13 protein-coding genes and 1 tRNA gene are annotated in these 22,556 nt (G+C 46.1%); 6 read left to right on the plus strand and 8 right to left on the minus strand.

The genetic code is table 11. From position 1 onward, the window contains the following. Positions 1-23: 23 nt before the first annotated feature. The 4 genes from era to VFC92_07740 form a co-directional block, all read right to left on the minus strand. The gene (gene era, locus VFC92_07725) at positions 24-896 is read right to left on the minus strand and encodes a GTPase Era (GenBank protein ID HZK08076.1); all 873 of its coding nucleotides are present in this window, start codon (positions 894-896) and stop codon (positions 24-26) included. Positions 897-1,029: 133 nt separating this feature from the next. After that, positions 1,030-1,101, minus strand: a tRNA-Met gene (locus VFC92_07730). 259 nt (positions 1,102-1,360) lie between these two features. Next, the gene (locus VFC92_07735; GenBank protein HZK08077.1) at positions 1,361-2,488 is read right to left on the minus strand and encodes a glycosyltransferase family 1 protein; all 1,128 of its coding nucleotides are present in this window, start codon (positions 2,486-2,488) and stop codon (positions 1,361-1,363) included. Continuing rightward, entirely contained in the window at positions 2,481-3,596 is a 1,116-nt protein-coding gene (locus VFC92_07740) for a glycosyltransferase (protein ID HZK08078.1), read from the minus strand. Before VFC92_07740 ends, VFC92_07735 begins: the two co-directional genes overlap by 8 nt. A 174-nt stretch (positions 3,597-3,770) precedes the next feature. Here VFC92_07740 and VFC92_07745 point away from each other — a divergent pair, with 174 nt between their 5' ends. Next, complete coding sequence (locus VFC92_07745) at positions 3,771-4,370, plus strand: PepSY-associated TM helix domain-containing protein (protein ID HZK08079.1); 600 nt, start codon at positions 3,771-3,773, stop codon at positions 4,368-4,370. A 402-nt stretch (positions 4,371-4,772) separates the two neighbouring features. Here VFC92_07745 and VFC92_07750 read toward each other — a convergent pair whose 3' ends face one another. The 4 genes from VFC92_07750 to VFC92_07765 all read right to left on the minus strand — a co-directional run bounded on the left by VFC92_07750 (position 4,773) and on the right by VFC92_07765 (position 14,925). Next, positions 4,773-5,030, minus strand: coding sequence for a hypothetical protein (locus VFC92_07750; protein ID HZK08080.1), 258 nt, complete (start codon positions 5,028-5,030; stop codon positions 4,773-4,775). 47 nt (positions 5,031-5,077) lie between these two features. Beyond that, positions 5,078-11,131, minus strand: a complete 6,054-nt coding sequence (locus VFC92_07755) for a choice-of-anchor J domain-containing protein (GenBank protein HZK08081.1) — start codon at positions 11,129-11,131, stop codon at positions 5,078-5,080. A gap of 653 nt (positions 11,132-11,784) precedes the next feature. After that, on the minus strand, positions 11,785-13,401 hold the full coding sequence (locus VFC92_07760) for a CTP synthase (GenBank protein ID HZK08082.1): 1,617 nt from the start codon (positions 13,399-13,401) through the stop codon (positions 11,785-11,787). A gap of 78 nt (positions 13,402-13,479) precedes the next feature. Next, on the minus strand, positions 13,480-14,925 hold the full coding sequence (locus VFC92_07765) for a glyceraldehyde-3-phosphate dehydrogenase (protein HZK08083.1): 1,446 nt from the start codon (positions 14,923-14,925) through the stop codon (positions 13,480-13,482). A 221-nt stretch (positions 14,926-15,146) separates the two neighbouring features. On the opposite strand from VFC92_07765, the gene VFC92_07770 reads away from it, so the two are divergent. The 5 genes from VFC92_07770 to VFC92_07790 all read left to right on the plus strand — a co-directional run bounded on the left by VFC92_07770 (position 15,147) and on the right by VFC92_07790 (position 22,442). Further along, positions 15,147-15,887, plus strand: a complete 741-nt coding sequence (locus VFC92_07770) for an isoprenylcysteine carboxylmethyltransferase family protein (GenBank protein HZK08084.1) — start codon at positions 15,147-15,149, stop codon at positions 15,885-15,887. Positions 15,888-16,143: 256 nt separating this feature from the next. Then, positions 16,144-17,637, plus strand: a complete 1,494-nt coding sequence (gene xdhA, locus VFC92_07775) for a xanthine dehydrogenase small subunit (protein ID HZK08085.1) — start codon at positions 16,144-16,146, stop codon at positions 17,635-17,637. Continuing rightward, complete coding sequence (gene xdhB / locus VFC92_07780) at positions 17,627-19,957, plus strand: xanthine dehydrogenase molybdopterin binding subunit (GenBank protein ID HZK08086.1); 2,331 nt, start codon at positions 17,627-17,629, stop codon at positions 19,955-19,957. Before xdhA ends, xdhB begins: the two co-directional genes overlap by 11 nt. Positions 19,958-20,097: 140 nt before the next feature. After that, positions 20,098-20,952, plus strand: a complete 855-nt coding sequence (locus VFC92_07785; protein HZK08087.1) for an EamA family transporter — start codon at positions 20,098-20,100, stop codon at positions 20,950-20,952. A gap of 281 nt (positions 20,953-21,233) precedes the next feature. Beyond that, entirely contained in the window at positions 21,234-22,442 is a 1,209-nt protein-coding gene (locus VFC92_07790) for a pyridoxal phosphate-dependent aminotransferase (GenBank protein HZK08088.1), read from the plus strand. Positions 22,443-22,556: the final 114 nt, after the last annotated feature.

The following is a 22,556-nucleotide window of genomic DNA, read 5'->3' on the forward strand; positions in this document are numbered from 1 at the left end:
AGGATTCGGACAAACCTATACTGCTAATATCCAAAGCGTCGCAGGGCTTGTTCGTTGTCGCGCCAGTCTTTGTCGACTTTTACGCTCAATTGCAGATAAACTTTCTTACCCAGAAACTCTTCGATATCTTTTCGCGCAAGCGTTCCCAACTGCTTGATGGCTTTGCCGCCCTTGCCCAGGATGATGATCTTTTGGGTTTCGCGCGTTACATAAATAAAGGCCTCAATGTGTGCCAGCCTTTCCGTTTCTTTAAATTGATCTACCACCACCTCCACGGAATACGGAACTTCTTTTCGATAGAGCAACAATGCTTTTTCGCGAATGATTTCCGAAACAAAAAACCGATAGCTTTTGTCGGTGAGCTCATCTTTGGGATAATAGGCAGGATGCTCTGGCAGTTTGGCAACGATTTGTTCGAGCACTGCCGTGATGTTGAAATTGTGCAACGCCGAAACCGGTATCACCGAAGCATTCGGAAAAATCTCCGACCAGTGGTTGATGGATTCTTGCACCTGCTCCTGCTTTTGTGTGTCCACTTTATTGATCACGACAATGAGCTGCTGGCCTTTTTCCGAGTCGAGCGTTTTGATTCCTTCTGCAGGTTCCTTCTCGCCGGGTTCCACAATGTAGAGCACGATGTCGGCATCTTCGAGTGCCTCACGCACCTGATCCATCATCGATTCGTGCAGTTTGTAATGTGGTTGCAGGATGCCGGGAGTATCCGAAAAAACAATCTGATAGTCGTCGGTGCTCACGATGCCTTTGATGCGGTGGCGGGTAGTCTGCGCTTTGTTTGTGATCACCGCAAGTTTTTCGCCTACCAGCGCGTTGAGTAGCGTCGATTTGCCCACGTTGGGCTTCCCGAGCAGGTTAACAAATCCGGCTTTGTGTGACATAAGTGCGCTTTTTTAATTAACTGTTTGCAGCGTTTTTGGTTTCAAATTTCATCATCCAATACTTTCGCTTTGTGCGATAGCATAGAACAAAAAAGCCGGTAACTGTGATGGTACCGGCTTTTTTTGGTATTAGTAGCGGGGATAGGATTCGAACCTATGACCTTTGGGTTATGAGCCCAACGAGCTACCACTGCTCCACCCCGCAATATATTTTTAACTCTGTAAAGAACTTTTCTGTTTCAATTGGCCGGCAAAGATATTATTTTTTATTAAGCTGGCAAATTTATTTATTGAAGAATATTTTGAAAAGTCACTTCCTATAACAGTCACACCGTGAATGTTATTTGAGCAGAAACAACTTTTTCAGGATATTTGTGGATTGGCCTGACGTTATTCACGGTGTGACTTTTAACTCTTTTTCCTATTCGTGTTCATTAGCCTAATTCGAGTGAATTCGTGGATCGCTATTTAAAAACCCACGTAATTAGCTTTTGTGCATTTGTTGTGTTGGAATAATTTTTTATCAGCACTTCTCGTCGTTTTGCCACTTCCTGCATGTCGAAATCTTTATGAGCCACCAATGCTATTTTTTCTTTGAGTTCGTCGGTAGAGCAGGCAATCTCGCACAGTGAGTCCAAACCGGTGCCCTGCACCATTTCAGGATTTACGATACAAAAACGGCCTTTGAAAAGCGTGTTGAGCAATTTGAGTTTGAGACCGGTGGGTTGAAAGGTAACCAGGATATTGGCTTGTGCGTCGCGAATAAGACCAAACATCGTTGCATCGTCCGGGTTGGTGATGAGGCGTACATTTTTGTGGTTGCTGCATGTTTGGATGAGATGCGTTGGCGGATCCATGCCGGCAATCACTAGTTGCTCCGGTAGCCCGGCAAAAACTTCTTCCACCAGATATTCGGCAGCGTTATAATTCTCTGTCACCGACAATTTGCCGTGATAAAGAAAAAAATCGGATTTGCCTGCTTGTACTTCAAAATCGTCATTGGGATGAAAACTCGGAAGGTATTCGACGTGGTGCTGCGGGAAGTGCTTCTGCAAATAGGCCGTATCGCTAGCTGACACCGCCAGCATCAGGTCGGCGTACTTTAATTTTTCCTGAAAGCGCTTCAGCCGCCAGCTTTCGATGGTGAAGAAAAGTTTCTTAAAAATATTTTTTTCGGCTTTAGCCAAATGCAAATAATAATGGTGCTCGATGTTGCTTTCGCGATAGGTTTTCGTGCGCTGCTCCAGACGTGGATCGTTAAGATAAAAGCACGAATGCAGCCCTTCAAAAAGGATCGGATAATCGTCGGCCAAAAGGTTTTTGATAAGCTGCTCCGACCTCCGGCTGTTTACGATGTAGGGTTTCAGGCTTATGTTGGTGCGCCAGCCGGTGCGGCGGGGATAATAATACACCTTTTCGCAGAGCGCTTCAAGTTCCGGTGATTCGTTGCGTCCGTAAGCATAGCAATGTAAAAAGACGCCGATGCCAGCTTTTTTTAAAGTTTTTATTTTATAAAAAACATCTATCACACCGCCGTAGTTGGCAGGGTAGGGGATGTCGAAGGAGATAATGTGGAGTTTTTTTTCAGACATATTGTTTTAAAATCTTTATCAAAACCTGCTTTTCGTTTTCCCAGTTGAGCGCCTTTGCTGCTGCAAGGCAGTTTTGGCGGTAGAGCTGCAGCTTTTCGGTGTCGGTTAGCATAGCGTCGATGTGAAGGGCGATGCTGCGCGGCTCGTGGCTGCTGATGATTTCGCCAACCTGCCATTTATCCACTATCTTTTTTATTTCCGTAAGCGGCGACACCATTACGGGTACGCCGGCATGGATGTAATCGAAGAGCTTGTTGGGCAACGAATAGCGGTAGTTGATGTTGGTATCTTTATCTATCGAAAGTCCGATTGTAGCCAGGCGGGTGTAGCTGCGTAGCTTTTCAAAAGGCATGGGTGGCATAAAAGTTATTCTGTCGGTGAGCTGCAGGTCAAGTGTCATCTGCTTTAGCTGTCCGATTACATCGCCACCGCCGATAATCAGCAATTGTCCGCGCTGCACATATTGCATAGCTTCCACCAGCTCTTCGGCGCCGCGTTGTATGTTGATGCCCGATCCCTGCAACAGCACCATGGGCTTGTCGTTGGCAAGCTTTAATGAAACCGGAGCCGGAGCAGAAGCATCCTTTTGCTGCGGCGGGATGTTGCGCACCACGTGAATCTCTTTGTGGTATTTTTCGCGAAAGAGCTTGGCTATCGAGTCGTTGACGGTGATTACCGTTTTGATGCGTGGCAACAATGTGGCTTCAATCTTTTTCCAGACGTCCTGCACAAACTTGCGATTGACCAGTTCGGGCGTTTCGGTAAAATATTCATGGCTGTCGTAAACGATTGGAATGTTTTTGATTTTCGAAATCAAATAGTTGGGCAGCAGTGTGTCGAGGTCGTTGGCAAAGAGCAGATCGGCATGGCGCCAGAGCAGCACAAAGAAAAGCAGAACGTTGTAACAGGCGTAAAACAGCGGCCCATGTTCAAAGAGCAGCCGCATGCGGTGCATGGCATAAGGGCGAGATGGCAGCGGCAGACTTCGTTTGCGGCGGCGCCCCACAAGCAGCACCTCATAGCCCAGCTCCTGCAGTACCAGGCAGCTTTTGTTAACGCGCTGGTCGGTAACAAGATCGTTGATAACCGAAACAATGGCTTTTTTCAAAGTAGCGTAATTGTCATTTTCAATCTGCGAAAATAGTTAAAAGACCGGGGAATCTTGAATTTGAAATCTTACCTGTGAAACTGCCGATGGCGCCAGGAAAGCAGAAAATGAAACGACGGAGAGAAACGTGTCATGTGCAAAACCTTTATAGTTTTGGCAAATTAATGATGTCCAATGATGATACGGAAAAGAAAAAGGAAAAAACAAACTAAATTATTGCGTGAATTTAGAAAAATCCATAGAGCTTTGGGTGCGGCTCTTTTCATTTTTCTCTTCATCGTTTGTACCACAGGACTTATGCTTGGATGGAAAAAGAATAGTGGTGGTTTGATTTTGCCAAAAACGCCTGTTGGTACATCAACAGATTTAAAAAATTGGCTCCCTCTCGACAGCTTGCATACCATTGCCTGCAATGTCCTTCACGACTCCGTTTCATCTGAATTATCGGTTGAGCTTGTGAAAATTGACATAAGAAAAAAATACGGGATTGTTAAATTCGTTTTTGTTGATGGATATTGGGGGATTCAGCTCGACGGCACTACAGGAGAGGTTTTGAACGTCCAGACAAGAGTTTCCGATCTTGTTGAAGGTATTCATGATGGCTCAATCCTTGACCAATATTTTGGAACTACCGGCGGACCAATCAAATTAATTTACACTTCCATTATGGGGCTTGCCCTGCTGACGTTTACAATTACAGGATTTTGGCTTTGGTATGGGCCTAAACGAATGAAAAAAGAAAAACATGCTACCGAAAATGATCGATCCGATTAGTATCTTCGGTAATTCGCGGGCAAGAAAACAATCCGCGAATTCACGCGAATTTTTGTGAATTAGCACGAATAAATATTTGCTTTTAAGGAAATTGAAAACTTAATTTTTTGCCTCACCCCCGACCCCTCTCCATTTGGAGAGGAAAGCACTTCTGCCGGGTTTTATAGGAGTTCGCCAAACAAAACGCTTCGTTTGGTTTTCCCGCTATTCTACGAAAGAGAGCTCCCTTCTCCGTGTCGGGGATGGGGCATTGGTGGAGGTGAACTGGTGAAGGGATCGAAACAATTTAGTGGAAGCGTTGCCAACCAAATAATTACTAATATTTTCTGTTCCTGATTTCCATAAAAAAAACTCCCGCAGGCTTATTCCGGCGGGAGTTTTTAAATTTTAAAAAGAGAATTGCTATTCCTCTATCGTCTCTTCTTGTTGCTGCCAATGGCTATACACTTTGCGTCCGCCATAGGCTGCGCCCAGGCCAAGCAAAATGGCAACGCCGCTGCCGATAGGAGCTCCACCACCCGGAGGTTGGTTGTTGTTTTGGTTATGTCCGCCACCCGGGGGCAGCGGCGGATCACCCATCTGAGCGTTGGCAAATAATCCCCAGCCCAAAAACAAAGTGAGCAGCAGAATCCCTTTAGTGATTTTTCCTGTCTTTTTCATATTAAAGTATTTTATTCGTTTATAGATAGTTGCAACTTAAAATCTTCTTATTTCGTGATGAACACCTTGCGGTTGATTCCTTTTTCGTTCGATATTACTTGCACCACATAGATGCCCATTTGTAATGATGATGCATCGAGGGTTGTGAGCGTGCTGCCCTCCGTTTTGCCCTGCAATACCAACTGTCCGGAAATGTTAAACACATTTACTAAGCTCCGCTCTTTCAAAGGCGTTTCTATGTAAATTATGTCGTCGTATGCATAAGCATTAGCGCCTTCATTGGTAGCAATCTGGTCGATACCGACGGCACCAAACGACACCAGGAAGCGGTCTACATCATCTCCGGCACTTGACGTGAAACTGTAAACATGTTTTTCGCTGAGGTTGGTTACCGTACCCGTTTTTTTATCGGTGAGATAAACTGCACGACTTGCTGTGCTTTCTTTCAGTTCGATGGTGAAGGCAGAGGCTGCATTCTTCACAAAGCCGAAGGGGATATCCAAACCCGCTTCGATACTGGGAATGCTGTTGGTAGAGAGAAGCTCATCACCAACTACCGAGTAAAACAATGGAGCATAACCTGCCAGGAAGCGTGAATCGTATTTAAAGTCAAAACCTTCGGTAGCCATTGGATTAACCATAATCTTGCTTTCCTGTGCCGTACCGTGATCGGTTTCAGCAGCTACCAATAATAGTTGCTCATGGCCTGATTTGTAGAATGGCTGTGAACTATGCACACGTGAAGCAGCAGGAATGGTTAGGCTGGTTGTAGTGTTTACTTGAACCATAAAACCTTGTGCCATTGGGATAATATCATTGATAATATCGGAATAACTTCCGGTATTGTTCCAAATTTTTGCAACTTCGGCCACATCTCCCAGTGTCCAGTTCCCATCGCCCCAGGTTAATGAACTTGCAAACGGGTTGCCCAGCAGGTTCCATCCGCTATACTTATCTCCGCTTTTAGTGAGATTAGTTTTGTTGACATCATTGGTATTAAACACTCCGGTAAATGTTTTTGTAGTTTCAGGTGCTTCGTAGGAAACAAGGTAGCCTTGACCCAAGTTGAAGTCCGTGTCGCCATTCCAGTCAACGAAGAAAGGAGGGGTCACAGCTTCTTTATAGTTAATCCATGTACCGTTGGATTCTTCCCATCCGTAAAAATCATAATTGCCAGTAGCAAATTCCGAGATAGCCTGTCCTAAAACCGGTGAACTGATATGGTGCCATCCTGTTAAGTAATTATCGTCATCCCAACCGCCGGTTAGATAGCGCTCAACAGTTGTTCCGGCACTGTTAAAAGTCCCATAATCAATAAATGAACCCGTTCCAGTGGCATCAGATTGAATCAACAGATTACCGCCTATCGTTAACGATTTACCTTCGTCAATAGTTACTGACCCCAAAGGACTGATGGTGAAAGCGTTGCAAGCAAAGGTATTATCAACCGTAACATTCCCATTAATGGTAACATCAGTAGTTTCTGATGGCGGCCCGGGGTTCCAGTTGGCTGGATTACTCCAGTTGCCGGTGCCGGTGAAGGTAGCCGTAGCAGGATTTGTCTCATAAATTGAGATGTCATCAATAGCTGCAGGTGGATTAGAGCCGCTTGCATAATCATTTTCCCAAGCAAACACAAGCCTTTTAGTTGTGCCGGAATAGTCAACCAATAATTCATGTTCGAATAAAGTCCAGTCGTTTGCTTGATTAAAAATAGCGCCAATTTGACCAGTTCCTGGGAGGACGCCGGCTACAGGTGTATAAGAGACATCAACCAAATACACTTTCAGATAATCATAGGACGATTCACCCACGCCTTTCCACCAAAACGATAAATTAAATTCTTGTGCCCCTTTGGGGAATGTAATATCTCTGTAAATATGGACAACTGAAGATGCATCATTTATGGTATAGGCGTTTGTGACTCCTGCGTCATTTGAAACATAAGCAGCTTGCGCGCCGCCATGTGCTGTTGCTGTGCCAACATGCCATTGGTTTATTTCTGAACCATTTGCAATAGTCCATTGGTTAGGCCAGTTTTCAAAATTTTCAGTTAAGGGGAGCGTGGCAAGAACTTGTTTTGTGGTAAACGTTTTCGGGCCAGCCCAACCGCTTGCATCACCGCTACCACAATCAGCTTGCACATACCATTCATAAGTGCTGTTCCCATCAAGGCCTGAAAGGGTATAGGGATTTGTAGTCACACCATCTGGAATAAGCGTGCCTTCATTTTCGTTGGCAGGATTAAAACCGGGTGCGCCATACTTGATATTCCATGCAGCAGCGCTACCTCTTTCTGTCCAACCGAGATCGGCAGAACTGGCCGTAATGTTTCCTATGGTTAATTTCAGTGGAGCGGGGCAAGTGGGCGTCTCGTAAATTGAAATATCATCAATTGAAATATACGTGGGAAGGCTATTGAGTGAGGCAAGGATACCTATTGAATATACACCATCTGTAAGAGGAGTAAAAGTTCCGGTAATTAATTGGTAATTGCCATCTACAATATTGGTTAGAGCTACTATTGGATTCTCAATATCCATAGATTCTTTATTGGATGCTGTACCATAGCTAACTATTATGCTGGTAGATTCAGCATGAAACCTATCTTGCCGGGCATACATATCGTAAGTGTATTCAGTTTCACCCTTCAGTTCAACTTTCTGAAACATCCATCGGCTGTTTTCGTTTCCTAGGAAAGCATTCCATAAACCTGTTCTGGGGGTTCTGTTGTAACCAGTCTCAGTTCTATTGGCTATCCATATTTTAATTTTCCCACCATTACGTTCCTGTATCCAGTCGTTAGCAATTGCTTCACCGTCTGTGTGTCCAGTCTCAAAGCCTTCAGTATAAGGAATCGTGTAGTATTCATAACCGGTAGTAAAGGTTTTCGGGCCTGTCCAGGCACTTTGATCACCACTACCACAATCAGCTTGCACATACCAATCATAAACAGTATTTGATGTCAGCCCTGATATGGCATAAGGGTTTGTGCCTATGTTGGGAATAAGCGTGCCTTCAGTTGTGGGATTAAAACCGGGTGCACCATACTTGATATTCCAGTTAGTTGCGCCAGCTCTTTCAGTCCAGCCAAGATCGGCAGTGATGCCTATGATGTTCGATACAGTTAAATCATAGGGTGCCAGACAAGTTGGTGTTTCATAAATTGAAATGTCATCAATGGAAATATAATAGGGACTATAATTGATTGTGCCAAGGATACCTATTACATATACACCATCTGCATCAGGAGAAAAAGTTCCGGTGATCAATTGGTAGCCTCCATTTGTAATATCGGTTTGGGTGACTATTGGATTCGTCATAGAGGCTGAATTAGCTGCTTCACCATAGCTAACCGTTATGCTGGCATCTGAAGCATCAGAACCATCCTGCCGGGCAAACATATCAAAAGTGTAATTTTTTCCAGCCTCGAGGGAAATATCCCGAAACATCCACCGTGTGTTGCCGTGTCGTAAAGAAGCATTCCAATCCCCTGTTCTGGGTGTTCTGTTATAAAAGGTCGCAGTGTCACTAGTTATCCAATTCTCCGAGCCGCTAATAGCTTCCTGAATCCATCCGTTTGCGATAGCGTTTCCGTCTGTGTTTCCAGTCTCAAAGCCCTCAGTAAAAGGCGGAATAATAGTGGGATCGGCCATAGTTGTAAAACTCCAGATCGGGCAATCGGGAGCGTCTCCTTTTATGTTGTATGGAACTACTTGCCAGTAATAGGTTGTACTGTATTCAAGAACACTGACCGGGGTATAGGGTGATGTTTGTTCCGTTCCATTTTCAATATCAATAGGTGTGCTAATTCCTGCTCCATCGGTTCCAAAATAGAGTTTATATCCTGAGGGAATTCCTCCGGTAGTTCCGGCAGACCAGCTGAGCGTTGTATTATTCCAAACACCGGTTGCTGCATCATCTGGTGATTTAATGGTGGCAGGGTCAGGTATCTCTGGGAAAATTACAGGTCCCATGACGTAGTCAATATAAAATTCCTTAAAACCTTCACTCGTTGCATTAGCTGAAAACGCAAGATAATACTCGCCAATAGCAACTGTAGATAAATCAATTACATATTTGGTGAATGCAGGGCTTAAGGTAATTGCGGGGCCGATGTCATTCCAGTCTAATTTATTTGCTGAGTATTTAATTTGAATCTGTTGAGATGAGCCTGTATAATTTCTAGCATAAAACGTCAATGATTCACTTCCGCTTAATGAAATCCTGGGTGTTATTAGTTTTTTATCACTAACAGGACCACTACTATATAAAAAAGCACTTAATGTTCCATCGTAGCCCCCTGATGATTGCTGCCATGATGCATCGTCCTTAGCCCAGCCTACTGGTGGGAAGGTTTCTCCTTCGAAGCTCTCGAATAACGAACCCGCTGCGAGTGCATTGCCAGTGAGAACAACAGTAGAAGGTGATCCGGGAGCATTGTGAACTATGTTTAGGTTAGCCGTTTTATTGCCAGCTGAGGTGGGAGTAAAGGTTACGCTAATAGTTGTTGATTCGCCTTCAGCTAAGCTAATTGGATAGCTTACCGCTGCCAAAGTAAATTGGTTTGCATCGGTACCCGAAACTGTAATTCCATTGGAAGCGATGCTTAAAGTACCCACGCCAGTATTTGTAATTGTAAATGTTTGTGCTGCTGAGGTTTCACCTACATAAGCGCCACCAAAATCTTTAGATTCAGGCGAAATGGCAAATAGGGGCGTGGTGGGGATTTCTTCAATGGTTACATTATCAACAAATAAATCGTTGTCGGCATTGAATGCGGTTGATTCACCGTAGAACCCTATTTTTACCAGGCCTGAATAGGAGGAGGAAAGGTCAATAATAATTTTCTCGCCTGTGGTTGAAATATTATTGAAAACATTAGTTGATCCGGCATTGTCCCAGAGCATTAGTGTGTTGGCAGAAGTCCAGGTAGCTCCGTTGTCAGTTGATATAACAACTGCAAATTTATCATCTGTTCCAGTCATTTCAGGAGTTCCTGTAGAGCCATACCTGGTTAATGCCAGATCAAAGGTTAATCTGTAATCTGTGCCATCACCCAGATTAATGGACGAGGTAATTAACCATTCTTTTCGTGAAGAACCATAAATATTAACACGTGCAGCTCCGGTTGTTCCTACATTGGCAAAGCCATCAACCGCCCAAGCACTTGATGAACCAGTCAAGGTTATTGTTTCACCAAGCAGCCCTTGTGCTTTTGTCCAGTTTGCTGGAAGAAAGGTGTTAAACTCTTCTGTAAAAGGTGGTGTAAGGATAGGATCGGCTTCTGTGGTAAACGACCAAATCGGGCAGCCATTAGCGTTTCCATTTCCGTTGTATGGTACTACCTGCCAGTAATAAGTGGTTGAATAAACCAACTCAGGATCGTAAATGTTTACAATTCCTAAATCTGTACCATTTACGATAGAAGTTGGCGGATTATCAGTTCCGAAATACAGCTTATATCCATTAGGGAATCCACCTCCAGAAGCCCAGTTAAGGGTGGCTGCCAATTGTACAGCTGTTGCGCCAGAGTTTGGAGCCGTAAGAATGGCGCAATCGGGTTGATTTGACATGTCCAGGGCAGGGCCTACAACATGATCAATAAAAACGTAATATCCATTTATAGTGTAGTAATGAATGGCAACATATTTAGTATTTAGAGGAAGATCAGTTTTTGAGTACTGTTGCCAGGAACTGAATATTGGGGATATACCCTCTTCTGCCCAAGTAAAGTCATCAATTTCCTTTCCCGTGGACGACCATCCAATTCTACAATCTTCGTTATTGTTACCGGTCGTTATATGCCAAAAAGAAAATGATTGATTTTCTTCACTAACAATTAATTGTGGGGTAATTAAATATTGATCGTAGATAGTTTTACTGGAATAGGACGAAAAACGAAAAGACCGATCTCCGTCATATTGCCTTTCAATACTATGAATTACGGTGTTAACAGTTGGGTTATTGTCACCATAAATAACAGTCCAACCCTCGGGTGGAACAGGAGATTCATTCTCAAAGCTCTCAAAAGGCATTTGCCCCCACGAACTTCCAGTCCAGAAGAGCAATGCAGTAAAAAGTAAAAGTAATTTTTTCATCAGTAAGTGTTTTAATTTAGTTAAAATGAATAGTAATGCTATGTGGTTTTAATTCCCGTAGGGGAAAAATAAATTTGTAAGCTTGTGGTAAGCTGCGGTTTTTTCATCGCCTTTACAGTACCCGGAATGAGTAGCTGTAAAGCTGATTATTTCATAGTATTCAAAAGTATTCATGCCGATTCTAAAATATTGTTTAACAAAACGCTAAAATTTCTCTGTATTCAACTGAAAAAAAAGCCCTTAATTGGATATTTCAGTAATACTGACCCCCTTGGGTTTTGGTCTCAAAGAACCCAATGGCGCTGCAAGATTACAGCATCTTTTTCATCTTTCTGCCTTTAATTCGATTCGGTGTGACGTGTGTACCAAAAGGCTTGAAATTGCAACGCAATAGGTCCACTCAAATCGCATCAAACCAACTGTATACAGGTAGTTGAAGGGAATGGCGTGCATGGATTTGTAAGATGATGTTTTGCGGTTTCCATCCAATCCGGTTACTGTTGTTTCTCCGGATGTGTGCGTCTCTGCGGTCGATAAATCGTTCAACCATTATTACTGCACGGTTTCATCATTCCAATTTTATTCTAATAAAAAAAGACGCACTGCTGTGCGTCTTTAAAATCTTCTCACCTCTCATCAATCACCTCTTTTTTCTACTTGCTACTATCTGAATGATCGATGGCTGCTTTGACAAAACTCACAAAGAGCGGGTGCGGATTGGCCACGGTGCTTTTGTATTCGGGATGAAATTGTACGCCCACAAACCAGGGGTGGCTGGTAAGTTCTACAATTTCCACCAGATGACCGCGTGTGTTGATGCCCGACTGAATGAGGCCTGCCTGCTGGTATTGATACATGTATTTGTTGTTAAACTCATAGCGGTGGCGATGACGCTCGGTAATTTCGTCTTTGCCGTAGATTTTGAAGGCCAGCGTTCCGGGCGAAATGGTGCATTCGTAGCTGCCCAGGCGCATGGTGCCACCCATACCCGAGATCTTTTTCTGTTCTTCCATCATATCTATTACCGGATGTGGCGTCTTGTTGTTGAATTCAGTGGAGTTGGCTTTTTCGAGTCCCAGCACATTGCGGGCAAACTCTATCACAGCGCATTGCATGCCCAGGCAAATGCCCAAAAATGGGATGCCTTGCGTACGTGCATACTGGATGGCTAATATTTTTCCTTCGATGCCGCGGACGCCAAATCCCGGCGCTACCAAAATGCCGTCGAGGCCGGCGAAGCGTTCGCCGATACCATTTTCCTCAAGCTCTTCGCTTTGGATGAGCTCCAGATTCACTCTGCAGTCGTTGGAGGTGCCGGCGTGGATAAACGATTCGATGATGGATTTGTAGGCGTCTTTCAGCTCCACGTATTTTCCTACCAACCCGATGCTTATCTTACGCGAAGGATTCTTGTATTTGCGTAAAAATTCTTTCCACTGCTCCAGTTTGGGTTCACTTTCGATGGGCATATTAAGCTTGCGCAATACCTCCACATCCAGCTTTTCTTCGAGCATGAGCAGCGGTACGTCGTAAATGGTCTCCGCATCAATGGATTCGATTACCGACGATTCTTCCACATTACAAAACAGAGCGATTTTGCTTTTCAATGTCTGATTGAGCGGACGTTCGGTGCGGCAGACGATGATGTCGGGCTGAACGCCTTGCTCCAGCATGGTCTTCACGCTGTGTTGTGTTGGTTTGGTTTTTAGTTCCTGGGCTGCGGCCAGATAGGGCACCAGCGTGAGGTGGATTACCACTGAGTTGTGCAGCAATTCCCACCGCATCTGTCGCACCGCCTCGATGTAAGGCAGCGACTCGATATCGCCCACCGTGCCGCCAATTTCAGTAATCAAAAAATCGTAATCGCCTTTGTTGGCCAGCAGCTTGATGCGGTATTTTATTTCATCCGTGATGTGCGGAATCACCTGAACCGTGGATCCGAGATAGTCGCCACGCCGTTCTTTGTTGATCACCGCCTGATAAATTTTGCCGGTGGTAACATTGTTTTCCTGCGAGGTTGGCGTATTCGAGAAACGTTCGTAATGTCCCAGGTCCAGGTCGGTTTCGGCGCCATCTTCTGTTACAAAACATTCGCCGTGTTCGTAAGGGTTCAAAGTGCCCGGGTCGATATTGATGTAAGGATCGAGTTTTTGAATGGCCACCGTGTAACCTCGTGCCTGCAAGAGCTTGGCCAGCGATGCCGATATAATACCCTTGCCCAGGCTCGACGTTACGCCGCCGGTAACAAAAATATATTTTGTTTTGCCCATTTTATTTTGAGATTATAAAAAAAAATAAAGGGGCAAGTGTTGATGATGCCCCTTTTGTGATGTTGCGTTTTATTGCTATTAATAATATCTGTATTTCTTAACTTTTCCGATATGTTTGGCAAGACGCACACATTGTGCTGTATAGCCAAACTCGTTGTCGTACCAAAGATAGATGATTACAGTTTTTTTGTCGGCCGACACTTTGGTCGAAGGCTGATCGAAGATGCAGGCATGTGGGTCGCCGATGCCATCTGACGAAACATACTCTGTGGAGTTGCTGTAGCGGATTTGCTCGATGAGCTTGCCGCGCAGCGAAGCCTCCAGGAAGAGGTTGTTGACTTCTTCGACTGAAGTTTCTTTTTTCACTTCCAGGGTGAGTATGGCCAGCGAAACATTCGGTGTGGGCACACGCACTGCGTTGGAGGTGAGTATTCCGGCGAAGGCCGGATTAACTTTGGCTGCTGCCGATCCTGCACCGGTTTCGGTGAGCACCATATTTAAAGGAGCCGAACGGCCGCGGCGCGATTTCTTGTGGTAGTTGTCTAGCAGGTTTTGGTCGTTGGTGTAGGCATGGATGGTCTCAATATGTCCTTTAACAATTCCAAGTTCCTGTTCTATCACCGTTAGTCCGGGTACAATGGCGTTGGTGGTGCAGCTTGCAGCCGAAAAGATGGTCTCGCTGTCCAGATTCAGAGAGTCCTGATTGGCACCATACACAACGTTGGGGATGTCGCCTTTGCCAGGTGCTGTCAGCAGTACTCTGGCAGCTCCTTTTGATTGCAGATGTCGGCTTAGTCCTGCCCGGTCGCGCCAAACGCCGGTATTATCGATGATCAGTGCATCATGGATGCCATAGGCAGTATAGTCGATTTCGGAAGGGTCGGAGGCAACGATAAAATGAACGATGTTACCATTGATGTGGAAGCATTTGTTATCGACGTCTTCTATGGCTACGCCGCTAAAGGATCCGTGCACCGAATCTTTGCGAAAGAGTGAGAGACGCTTGCTCAAATCATCCGGATTGTTGGTGCGCGTGACGATGGCTCTGAGGCGCAGTTGCGATCCGTTGCCTGTCACCTTTACCAGCTCACGTGCCAGCAGCCGGCCAATCCGACCAAAGCCATAAAGCACCACATCCTGAACTTGCTTGCTACGCGGTGCCGCGCCGATAAATTCTTTGAGTTTTGTTTTGATAAACTCATTGATATTTACAAAGTTTTTTTTCTCTTCAGACCACTCAGCGTTGAGCCTGCCGATGTCGAGACGGGTAGGAGCCACATTCTCGGTGAGGATGGCTTGAGCCAGCAGCAAAGAATCCTGCACTTTTACAGGTTTTTTCAGGATCGCCTCGGCCTCGATGTGTTTGTTGAGGATTTGGGCGGCGCCACAGTCTATTAGAGTGCTGCGCAAGAGAATCAGTTCGATAGATTTGTCGAACCACAGCTTGGAGGCGACGTTAATAAACTCTACGGCGGCTTTCTCGTCGTCGATCCATTTCTTAAGAGCTTTGTTGTAATTTTCCATGTTTATGTGTTTGGTTATTGAAATGTATTTTAATTATTTAATGTTTCATCAAAAAATCGCGCTATGCCTGGTATGCTTCATCGTTTTGTTAAAAAAATCAAACCGATGTTGCTCACTTTTTCCGGCACATTAACTTCGGGCAAATGTATAACTTTTTCAGGTGGAAATGTATTTGTAAGAAAAACCTACTTTTGCCGATATCACCAAAAAAACAATTGTTGATGGCGCTTATCCACTCTTTCGAAACTAGCGGTAATTATTTATTTCGCAACCGGGGCTGGCTTCCGGTTTTTTTGTTTGTTCCGGCAGCAGTCGTTGTTTGGTTTACCAATGTCCCCGGGCAGCCCTGGTATGAGGCTGTGGTGGCGCTGGCGGTGCTGGTGAGTCTTGCGGGATTTGTTGTGCGTGCCATCGCTATCGGCACCACGCCGGCAGGTACTTCCGGGCGCAACACCAGCGAAGGGCAGGTGGCTGAGCAGCTCAATACCGGCGGCATTTATTCCGTCATCCGTCACCCGCTGTATCTGGGCAACTATCTGATGTGGATCGGGATCGTGATTTTTACTTTTAATATTTATTTTGTCATCATTATTTCTTTGGCTTTCTGGCTTTACTACGAGCGCATCATGTTTGCCGAAGAGCGTTTTCTGGAACGAAAATTTGGAGATTCCTATCTGGAGTGGTCGCGCACAGCACCGGCGTTTATCCCATCTTTTAAAAACTATCGCAAGTCGCCCATGGTGTTCTCGTTCAAGTCGGTTCTGCGCCGCGAGTATTCGGGTGTTTTGGCGACAGTTATTGGCTTTGCCTTTATCGACAATCTGCGCTGGTATTCGCTCACCCACACATTCGAGCCTTTGCGCACCGTCAACATCATCCTCATTATTACCATTGTGGTAGTGCTGATTTTACGCACCCTCAAGCACAGCACCCGTTTGCTCAACGAGCAGGGGAGGTCGTGATTTCATTCATTGGCTACGAAGCAGAATTGGCGTCAAATCATCATTTCCCGAAGTAGGTAGCGATATTCATTCTTTTTCACTGGTGTCCGGTTAAAAAGGAAATTCTGTTTACCGGACAACAATGATTCTTTTTATTTAATTGCTGCCTGCTGTCTGTGAACTCCCTAACTTTTCTGCCCTCTAACCCCCCATCTCTTTACTAAATTTTTACTTTTGTCACATCAAAAAAGATAATCATTTTCTAAAACCTTAATTCATGAGGCATTCAGGGAGTAAAGTAAGATTTGTATTGGATAATAAAATCCGGGAGGTCGATTTCGAACAATCACAACTCTCGCCCACCACAACAGTGCTTACTTATCTGCGGCAAATCGAGGGGCATAAAGGTGTGAAAGAGGGCTGCTCTGAAGGCGACTGCGGTGCTTGCACCGTTGTAGTAGCGGGGCTGAACAATCGCGGCGGGCTTGAATACAAAAGCATCGACTCGTGCCTGGTGTTTTTGCCGATGATCCATGGCAAGCAGCTTATCACCATCGAAAATCTGGCTGTGACCACACCAACACAAATGCAGCTTCATCCGGTGCAAACGGCTATGGTCAGTCATCATGGCAGCCAGTGCGGGTACTGCACGCCCGGCATTGTTATGTCGCTGTTTGCTCTTTATAAAAATCATACTGATCCCTCGCGCGAAACCGTTACCGATGCGCTTACCGGCAACCTTTGCCGCTGCACCGGTTATCGCTCTATTATCGATGCTGCTTTGGATGTTTGTCACGATCCTGCCGCCGATCATTTTACGGCACAGGAAGAGCAGGTTTTGACGCTGCTCGGCGAAATTTCTTCTGATGAAACTTCGCTCGATCTACAAAGCAACGGTCAGCGTTATCTCAAACCTTTTACGCTGGAAGAGGCGTTGCTTTTGCGCAGCCAGCATCCCGATGCCTCTATCATCGGGGGTTCTACCGATACGGCGTTATTGCAGACCAAGAAAAATATTACGCTCTCCAAAATATTAGATATCTCCTCGGTGGATGCATTAAAATTTATCATCGAAGATCGCCGGCGGGTTTCATTCGGGGCGGGTACTACGCTGCAGGAACTTTTGGAATATGCCAATGACCGGCTGCCTTACTTGCGGGATATTGCGGCGGTATTCGGATCATTACAAATCCGCAATGTAGCCACAATTGGTGGTAATGTTGGAACGGCCTCGCCCATTGGTGATCTGCTGCCGTTGTTGTTGGTGCTTCAGGCGCAGGTGCGGCTGATGAAAAAAGATTTTCAGCGCGATATGCCGCTGCACGACTTTATTACCGGCTACCGCAAAACAGCTTTGGCCGCCGACGAGCTTATCAGTATGATTTGGTTTGAAAAACCCGGTGAGCAGGAATTTATTAAGACCTATAAAATTTCCAAGCGCAAAGACCTCGACATCTCCTCGGTTTCGGCGGCCATGCGGCTGACTTTTTCAAAAGAGGAAAAAATAAGTTGTGCACGCATCGCCTTTGGCGGTGTGGCTGCCATTCCCAAAAGAGCAACGCAAACTGAAGGTTTCTTGGTTGGGAAAAGTTGGGATCGCATTACTGCAATGGAGGCAGCAGCCTTGCTCCCGAAGGAATACACACCGATCAGCGATGCCCGTGCCGATGCTGCAGCACGTAGCATTATGGTGAAGAATCTTATGATGAAATTCTGGACGGAAACCGCCGGAGAACAACAAATCTTCAATGCTTCAGATTATGAAAAATAAGCAACCTACTCCGAAGCCGCATCACAGCGCTTTGCAACATGTTACCGGCCAGTCGGTTTTTGTGAATGATATGGATTTTGGCGGCCGGTTACTTTATGGGCGCGTGGTTTACAGCCGCGAAGCGCATGCAAATATCCGAAGCATCGACGTGCAGCAGGCGCGAGCTATGGAAGGTGTAATGGCTGTGATTACTGCCGCCGACATTCCGGGGCTAAACCAAATGGGGTTGGTGGTGCCGGATGAGCCGTGTCTGGCCACTGACAGGGTGAATTTTTTCGGACAGGCTGTAGTTCTGATTGCCGCCCGTACCGAAGCATCAGCCCGAAAGGCAGCCAGCCTTGTAACCATAGAATACGAATCCCTGGAAGCGATCACCGATCTCGAAACCGCCATTTCTAAAAATAGTTTCCTTTCCAGCCCGCGACAAATAGTGACGGGTGATGTGGGGAAGGCCTTCGGAAATGCTGAACATATTCTGAACGGAACTTTGCACACTGGCGCACAGGAACATTGGTATCTCGAAACACAGTCGTGCCTGTGTGTGCCAGACGAAGCCGGGCAAATGATGGTTTACAGTTCCACACAACATCCCACCGAAACGCAAACCATCGTGGCGCAGGTGCTGGCTGTGCCCGCCAATGCCGTGACGGTAGAGGTGAAGCGCATGGGAGGAGCTTTTGGTGGTAAAGAAACGCAGGCCAATCACATAGCAGCCTGGACGGCTTTGCTTGCCCACGCCACTCGCTATCCCGTGAAGATGCATCTCTTTCGTGACGACGACCAGATGATGACCGGCAAACGCCATCGCTTTCTTTCGGAATATCGCGCGGCTTACAATGCCGACGGACACTTGCTGGCGCTCGACGTGGCGCTGCATGCCGACGGCGGCGCTGCACTCGATCTCTCGGGGGCCGTTCTCGAGCGCGCCATGTTTCACATCGACAATGCGTATCATATCCCCAATCTGCGCGTGACCGGGCAGGTGTGGAAAACGAATCTGCCGCCCAACACTGCCTTCAGAGGTTTTGGTGGACCGCAGGGGATGGCTGTGGTAGAAACCGTGATAGATCGCATGGCTCGCGTCCTTCACAAAGATGCCGCTGAAATTAGAAAACAGAATTTTTATAAAGATGGGCAGCAAACGCATTATGGTCAGCAGTTGAGCGAGGTTCGTCTGGAAAAACTTTTCGATCGGCTCATAAACTTTTCGCATTATCCGGCCTTGCGCCGTGAGACAGAAGCCTTTAATAAAGAAAATGAATTTATTAAAAAAGGACTAGCGCTTACTCCTGTCAAGTTTGGAATCTCCTTTACCACTGGCTTTTTGAATCAGGCCGGGGCGCTGGTGCACATCTATCGCGACGGCAGCGTGCAGGTAAATCATGGCGGCACCGAGATGGGGCAGGGGCTGCACATCAAGATGCTGGGGATAACGTCCAGTTTGTTGGGGCTTCCGCCCGATCGCATTATCATCACCGCTACCAATACTTCCAAAGTTCCCAACACTTCGGCTACGGCGGCATCATCGGGTAGCGACCTGAACGGTATGGCTGTAAAAAACGCCATCGACAAACTTATTTCGCGGCTTACGCCAATAGCGCAGTCGTTGATGAAAATAAACAAGGACGATGAACTTATTTTTGCTGATGGAAAAGTGGCGCCGAAAGATCATCCCGACAAGGGTATTGCTTTCGAAAAACTGGTGAGCCAGGCTTATCTCGAGCGAGTGAGCCTGAGCGCAACCGGATATTACCGCACACCAGGATTATCTTTCGACACAACCACAGGCAAAGGCAGCCCGTTTCATTATTTTGCTTACGGCATGGCTGTTTCGCAGGTGCAGCTCGACACGCTGACCGGCGATCACAGAATCCTAAAAACCTATATCGTACACGATGTTGGTGATTCAATAAATGCTGCGATTGATCTCGGTCAGATAGAAGGTGGTTTTGTGCAGGGCGTGGGCTGGTGCACCACCGAAGAGATAAAATGGAACGACAAAGGTTTTCTCCTTACACATTCGCCCGACACTTATAAAATACCAGGCGTGCGCAACATCCCGGAAGTTTTTGAAATAGAAATTGCCCGCGATATTCCTAATGTGGGTACAATCCAAAACAGCAAGGCTGTGGGAGAGCCGCCGCTGATGTTGGCGCTCTCGGTTTGGCTGGCGCTCAAAGATGCCATCAGCGCCGTGGGTAATCACCAATACGAGCCTCCTTTCGATTTGCCGGCCACCAACGACAATATGTTGCAATGGATTGAGAAGATGAGATTGCTGGAGCAAATTCCAAAAGACAAGAAGACAAAAGACAAATAAATCCCAAAACGAAACAAAGCAACCGCCGGTAGTCGGTGTAAACAATCACAAAGAAATCCAACAGAGACAATTTCTTCTCCCACCCGACAACTTTATGAACTGGCCTTATTTCGGATATCTTTGCCAAAAAAAACATATCGATGATCTACTTGCTACTTGCCATCCTTCTCTCGACGGCTATCATTATCACATTTAGGGTTTTTGAATATTTTAAAATTAGTGTCGTACAGGCCATTACGGTTAACTATCTGGTGGCGTGTGTTTTTGGCTTTGCCAGCGAACCCTCGAGTTTCAATCCGGAGGCGATCGTCGGCGCGCCGTGGTTTTATTTGAGCATCCTCATGGGGCTTTCGCTCATCGTTTCCTTTAATCTTTTTGCACTCTCGGCGCAAAATGCCGGAGTAGCCATCACAGCCATCTCCAGCCGCATGTCGGTGGTAATACCTGTGTCGTTGGGATTTATGTTTTTTGGCGATACCGCCGGGATTTTAAAAATAGCAGGGATCGTTGCAGGGCTGGCAGCTTTTTATTTTAGCTCTAAAAAAAGTAAAAAGGTGCGCATCAATCAGGCGTTTGTGTATTTGCCGGTGATTTTGTTTTTGGCTGTCGGCATCAACGACTCATTGATGAAGGTGGCTGAACATGGCTATCTCACCAACGATTTTACGGCTTTTCTGGCTACATCCTTTGGATTTGCATTGCTGTTTGGGCTGCTGGTGTTTGCCTACAAATCCCGAAAGGAACCCTCAGGCAGAATCCTTAAAAATATTATTGCCGGCATATTGCTGGGTTTGCTCAATTGGTATTCGACACTTTTTGTTTTGGAAGGGCTTAATGTGTACGAGGTTTCGTTTTTTATACCTGTTTACAACATCGGCGTGGTGGTGCTTTCGTCGTTGGTTGGCTTTGTCGCTTTCCGCGAAAAGCTTTCCGTCACCAACTGGGCTGGTATCGGATTGGCCATTATTGCAATAGCGCTTATCGCAAATAGTTGATTGACGCTTGGCGCAGGGCGCGTTGTGCTCGAAAGTTCGTTAGAATCTAATCACTTGTTTTCGCAGGGGATGCAACCCTTTGGAGAGAAATCTAAATAAGTTTATCCGGTTGAAAAATTGGATAAACCGATGTTGCCGCGTTTTGTCTTGACTGAGAACTGCCAACTGAGAACTGCCTGCTGTTCTTTTGCATTAGAAAATATTTAATCCAGCACCTGCAAAGGGATGGTTAATTATTTACTTTTGTCCATCTAATAGGGGTTTTACACAAAAACAATGTTATGAGTCAAAATCATTTGTCCAATCGGGTACGCTCGTTATCGGAGTCGGCTACCCTGGCCATGACACGCCGTGGCCGCGAATTAAAAGAAGCCGGAAAAGATGTCATCAGTCTGAGTATCGGAGAGCCAGATTTTAACACGCCGATGTGCATCAAGGAAGGAGCCATCAAAGCCATTCACAACAACATAACCCACTATTCGCCTGTTGCGGGTTACAAGGAGTTGCGGGAGGCTATAGCGGCTAAATTTCAAAAAGAAAACGGCATCACCTACCGCCCGGGCCAAATCATTGTTTCGGGTGGCGCCAAGCAATCTATCGCCAACGCCATTCTTTGTTTGATCAATCCTGGTGATGAGGTGCTGATACCAGCGCCGTATTGGGTGTCGTATCCAGAAATGGTGAAGATGGCCGAAGGGGTGCCGGTGATAATTCCGTCAACCCTCGCCACCGACTTCAAGGTTGACCCGCAGGCGGTGCGCGATAAAATTACTGATCGCACGCGCCTTTTTATTTATAGTTCGCCATGCAATCCTTCAGGGGCTGTTATCTCACGAGATGAGCTGCGCGCTTTGGCGGAAGTATTGGCCGAAAAAGAAGATATCTATGTAATCAGCGATGAAATCTATGAGGAGATCAATTTTATTGGCAAACACGAAAGCATGGCGCAGTTCGACTTTATCAAAGATCGTGTGATTACCGTCAACGGTGTTTCGAAAGGTTTTGCTATGACGGGGTGGCGCATCGGTTATGCCGGAGCGCCGCAACATATCGCCGATGCCATGAATACCCTGCAGGGGCAATACACTTCGGGGTCTTCGTCGATATCGCAGATGGCAGCGTTGGTGGCGCTCAAAGAAGGAGCTTGTGCCCTGGATGAAGTTAGTGAAATGAAAAAAGCATTTCACGAACGGCGCGACGTGGTGCTGGAGTTGCTCAAAAAGATTCCGGGTGTTAAAACCAATGTTCCCGAAGGAGCTTTTTATGTATTCCCCGATGTGTCGTCGTATTACGGTAAAACTGATGGCACGCATATGATTAAAAACGGGATGGATTTGTGCATGTATCTGCTCGACACGGTGTATGTATCACTGGTGCCCGGCGAGGCTTTTGGTTGCGATGAGTGTATCCGCATTTCCTACGCTACCAAAATCTCTGAAATTGAGCGTGCCATCGAGCGAATAGCCACAGCGCTGGCAAAGCTGCACTAAGGCGTGTTGAGTTAAGATTTTTGTTTTAATAAAAATACAAGGGGGCGAGTGCCCCTTTTTTGTGCAACCTCGATCGTTATGGGCTTTCCCCTTCTGGGATAATTGTATGTTTGC

The organism is Bacteroidales bacterium (genome assembly GCA_035647615.1).
GTDB lineage: Bacteria > Bacteroidota > Bacteroidia > Bacteroidales > 4484-276 > SABY01.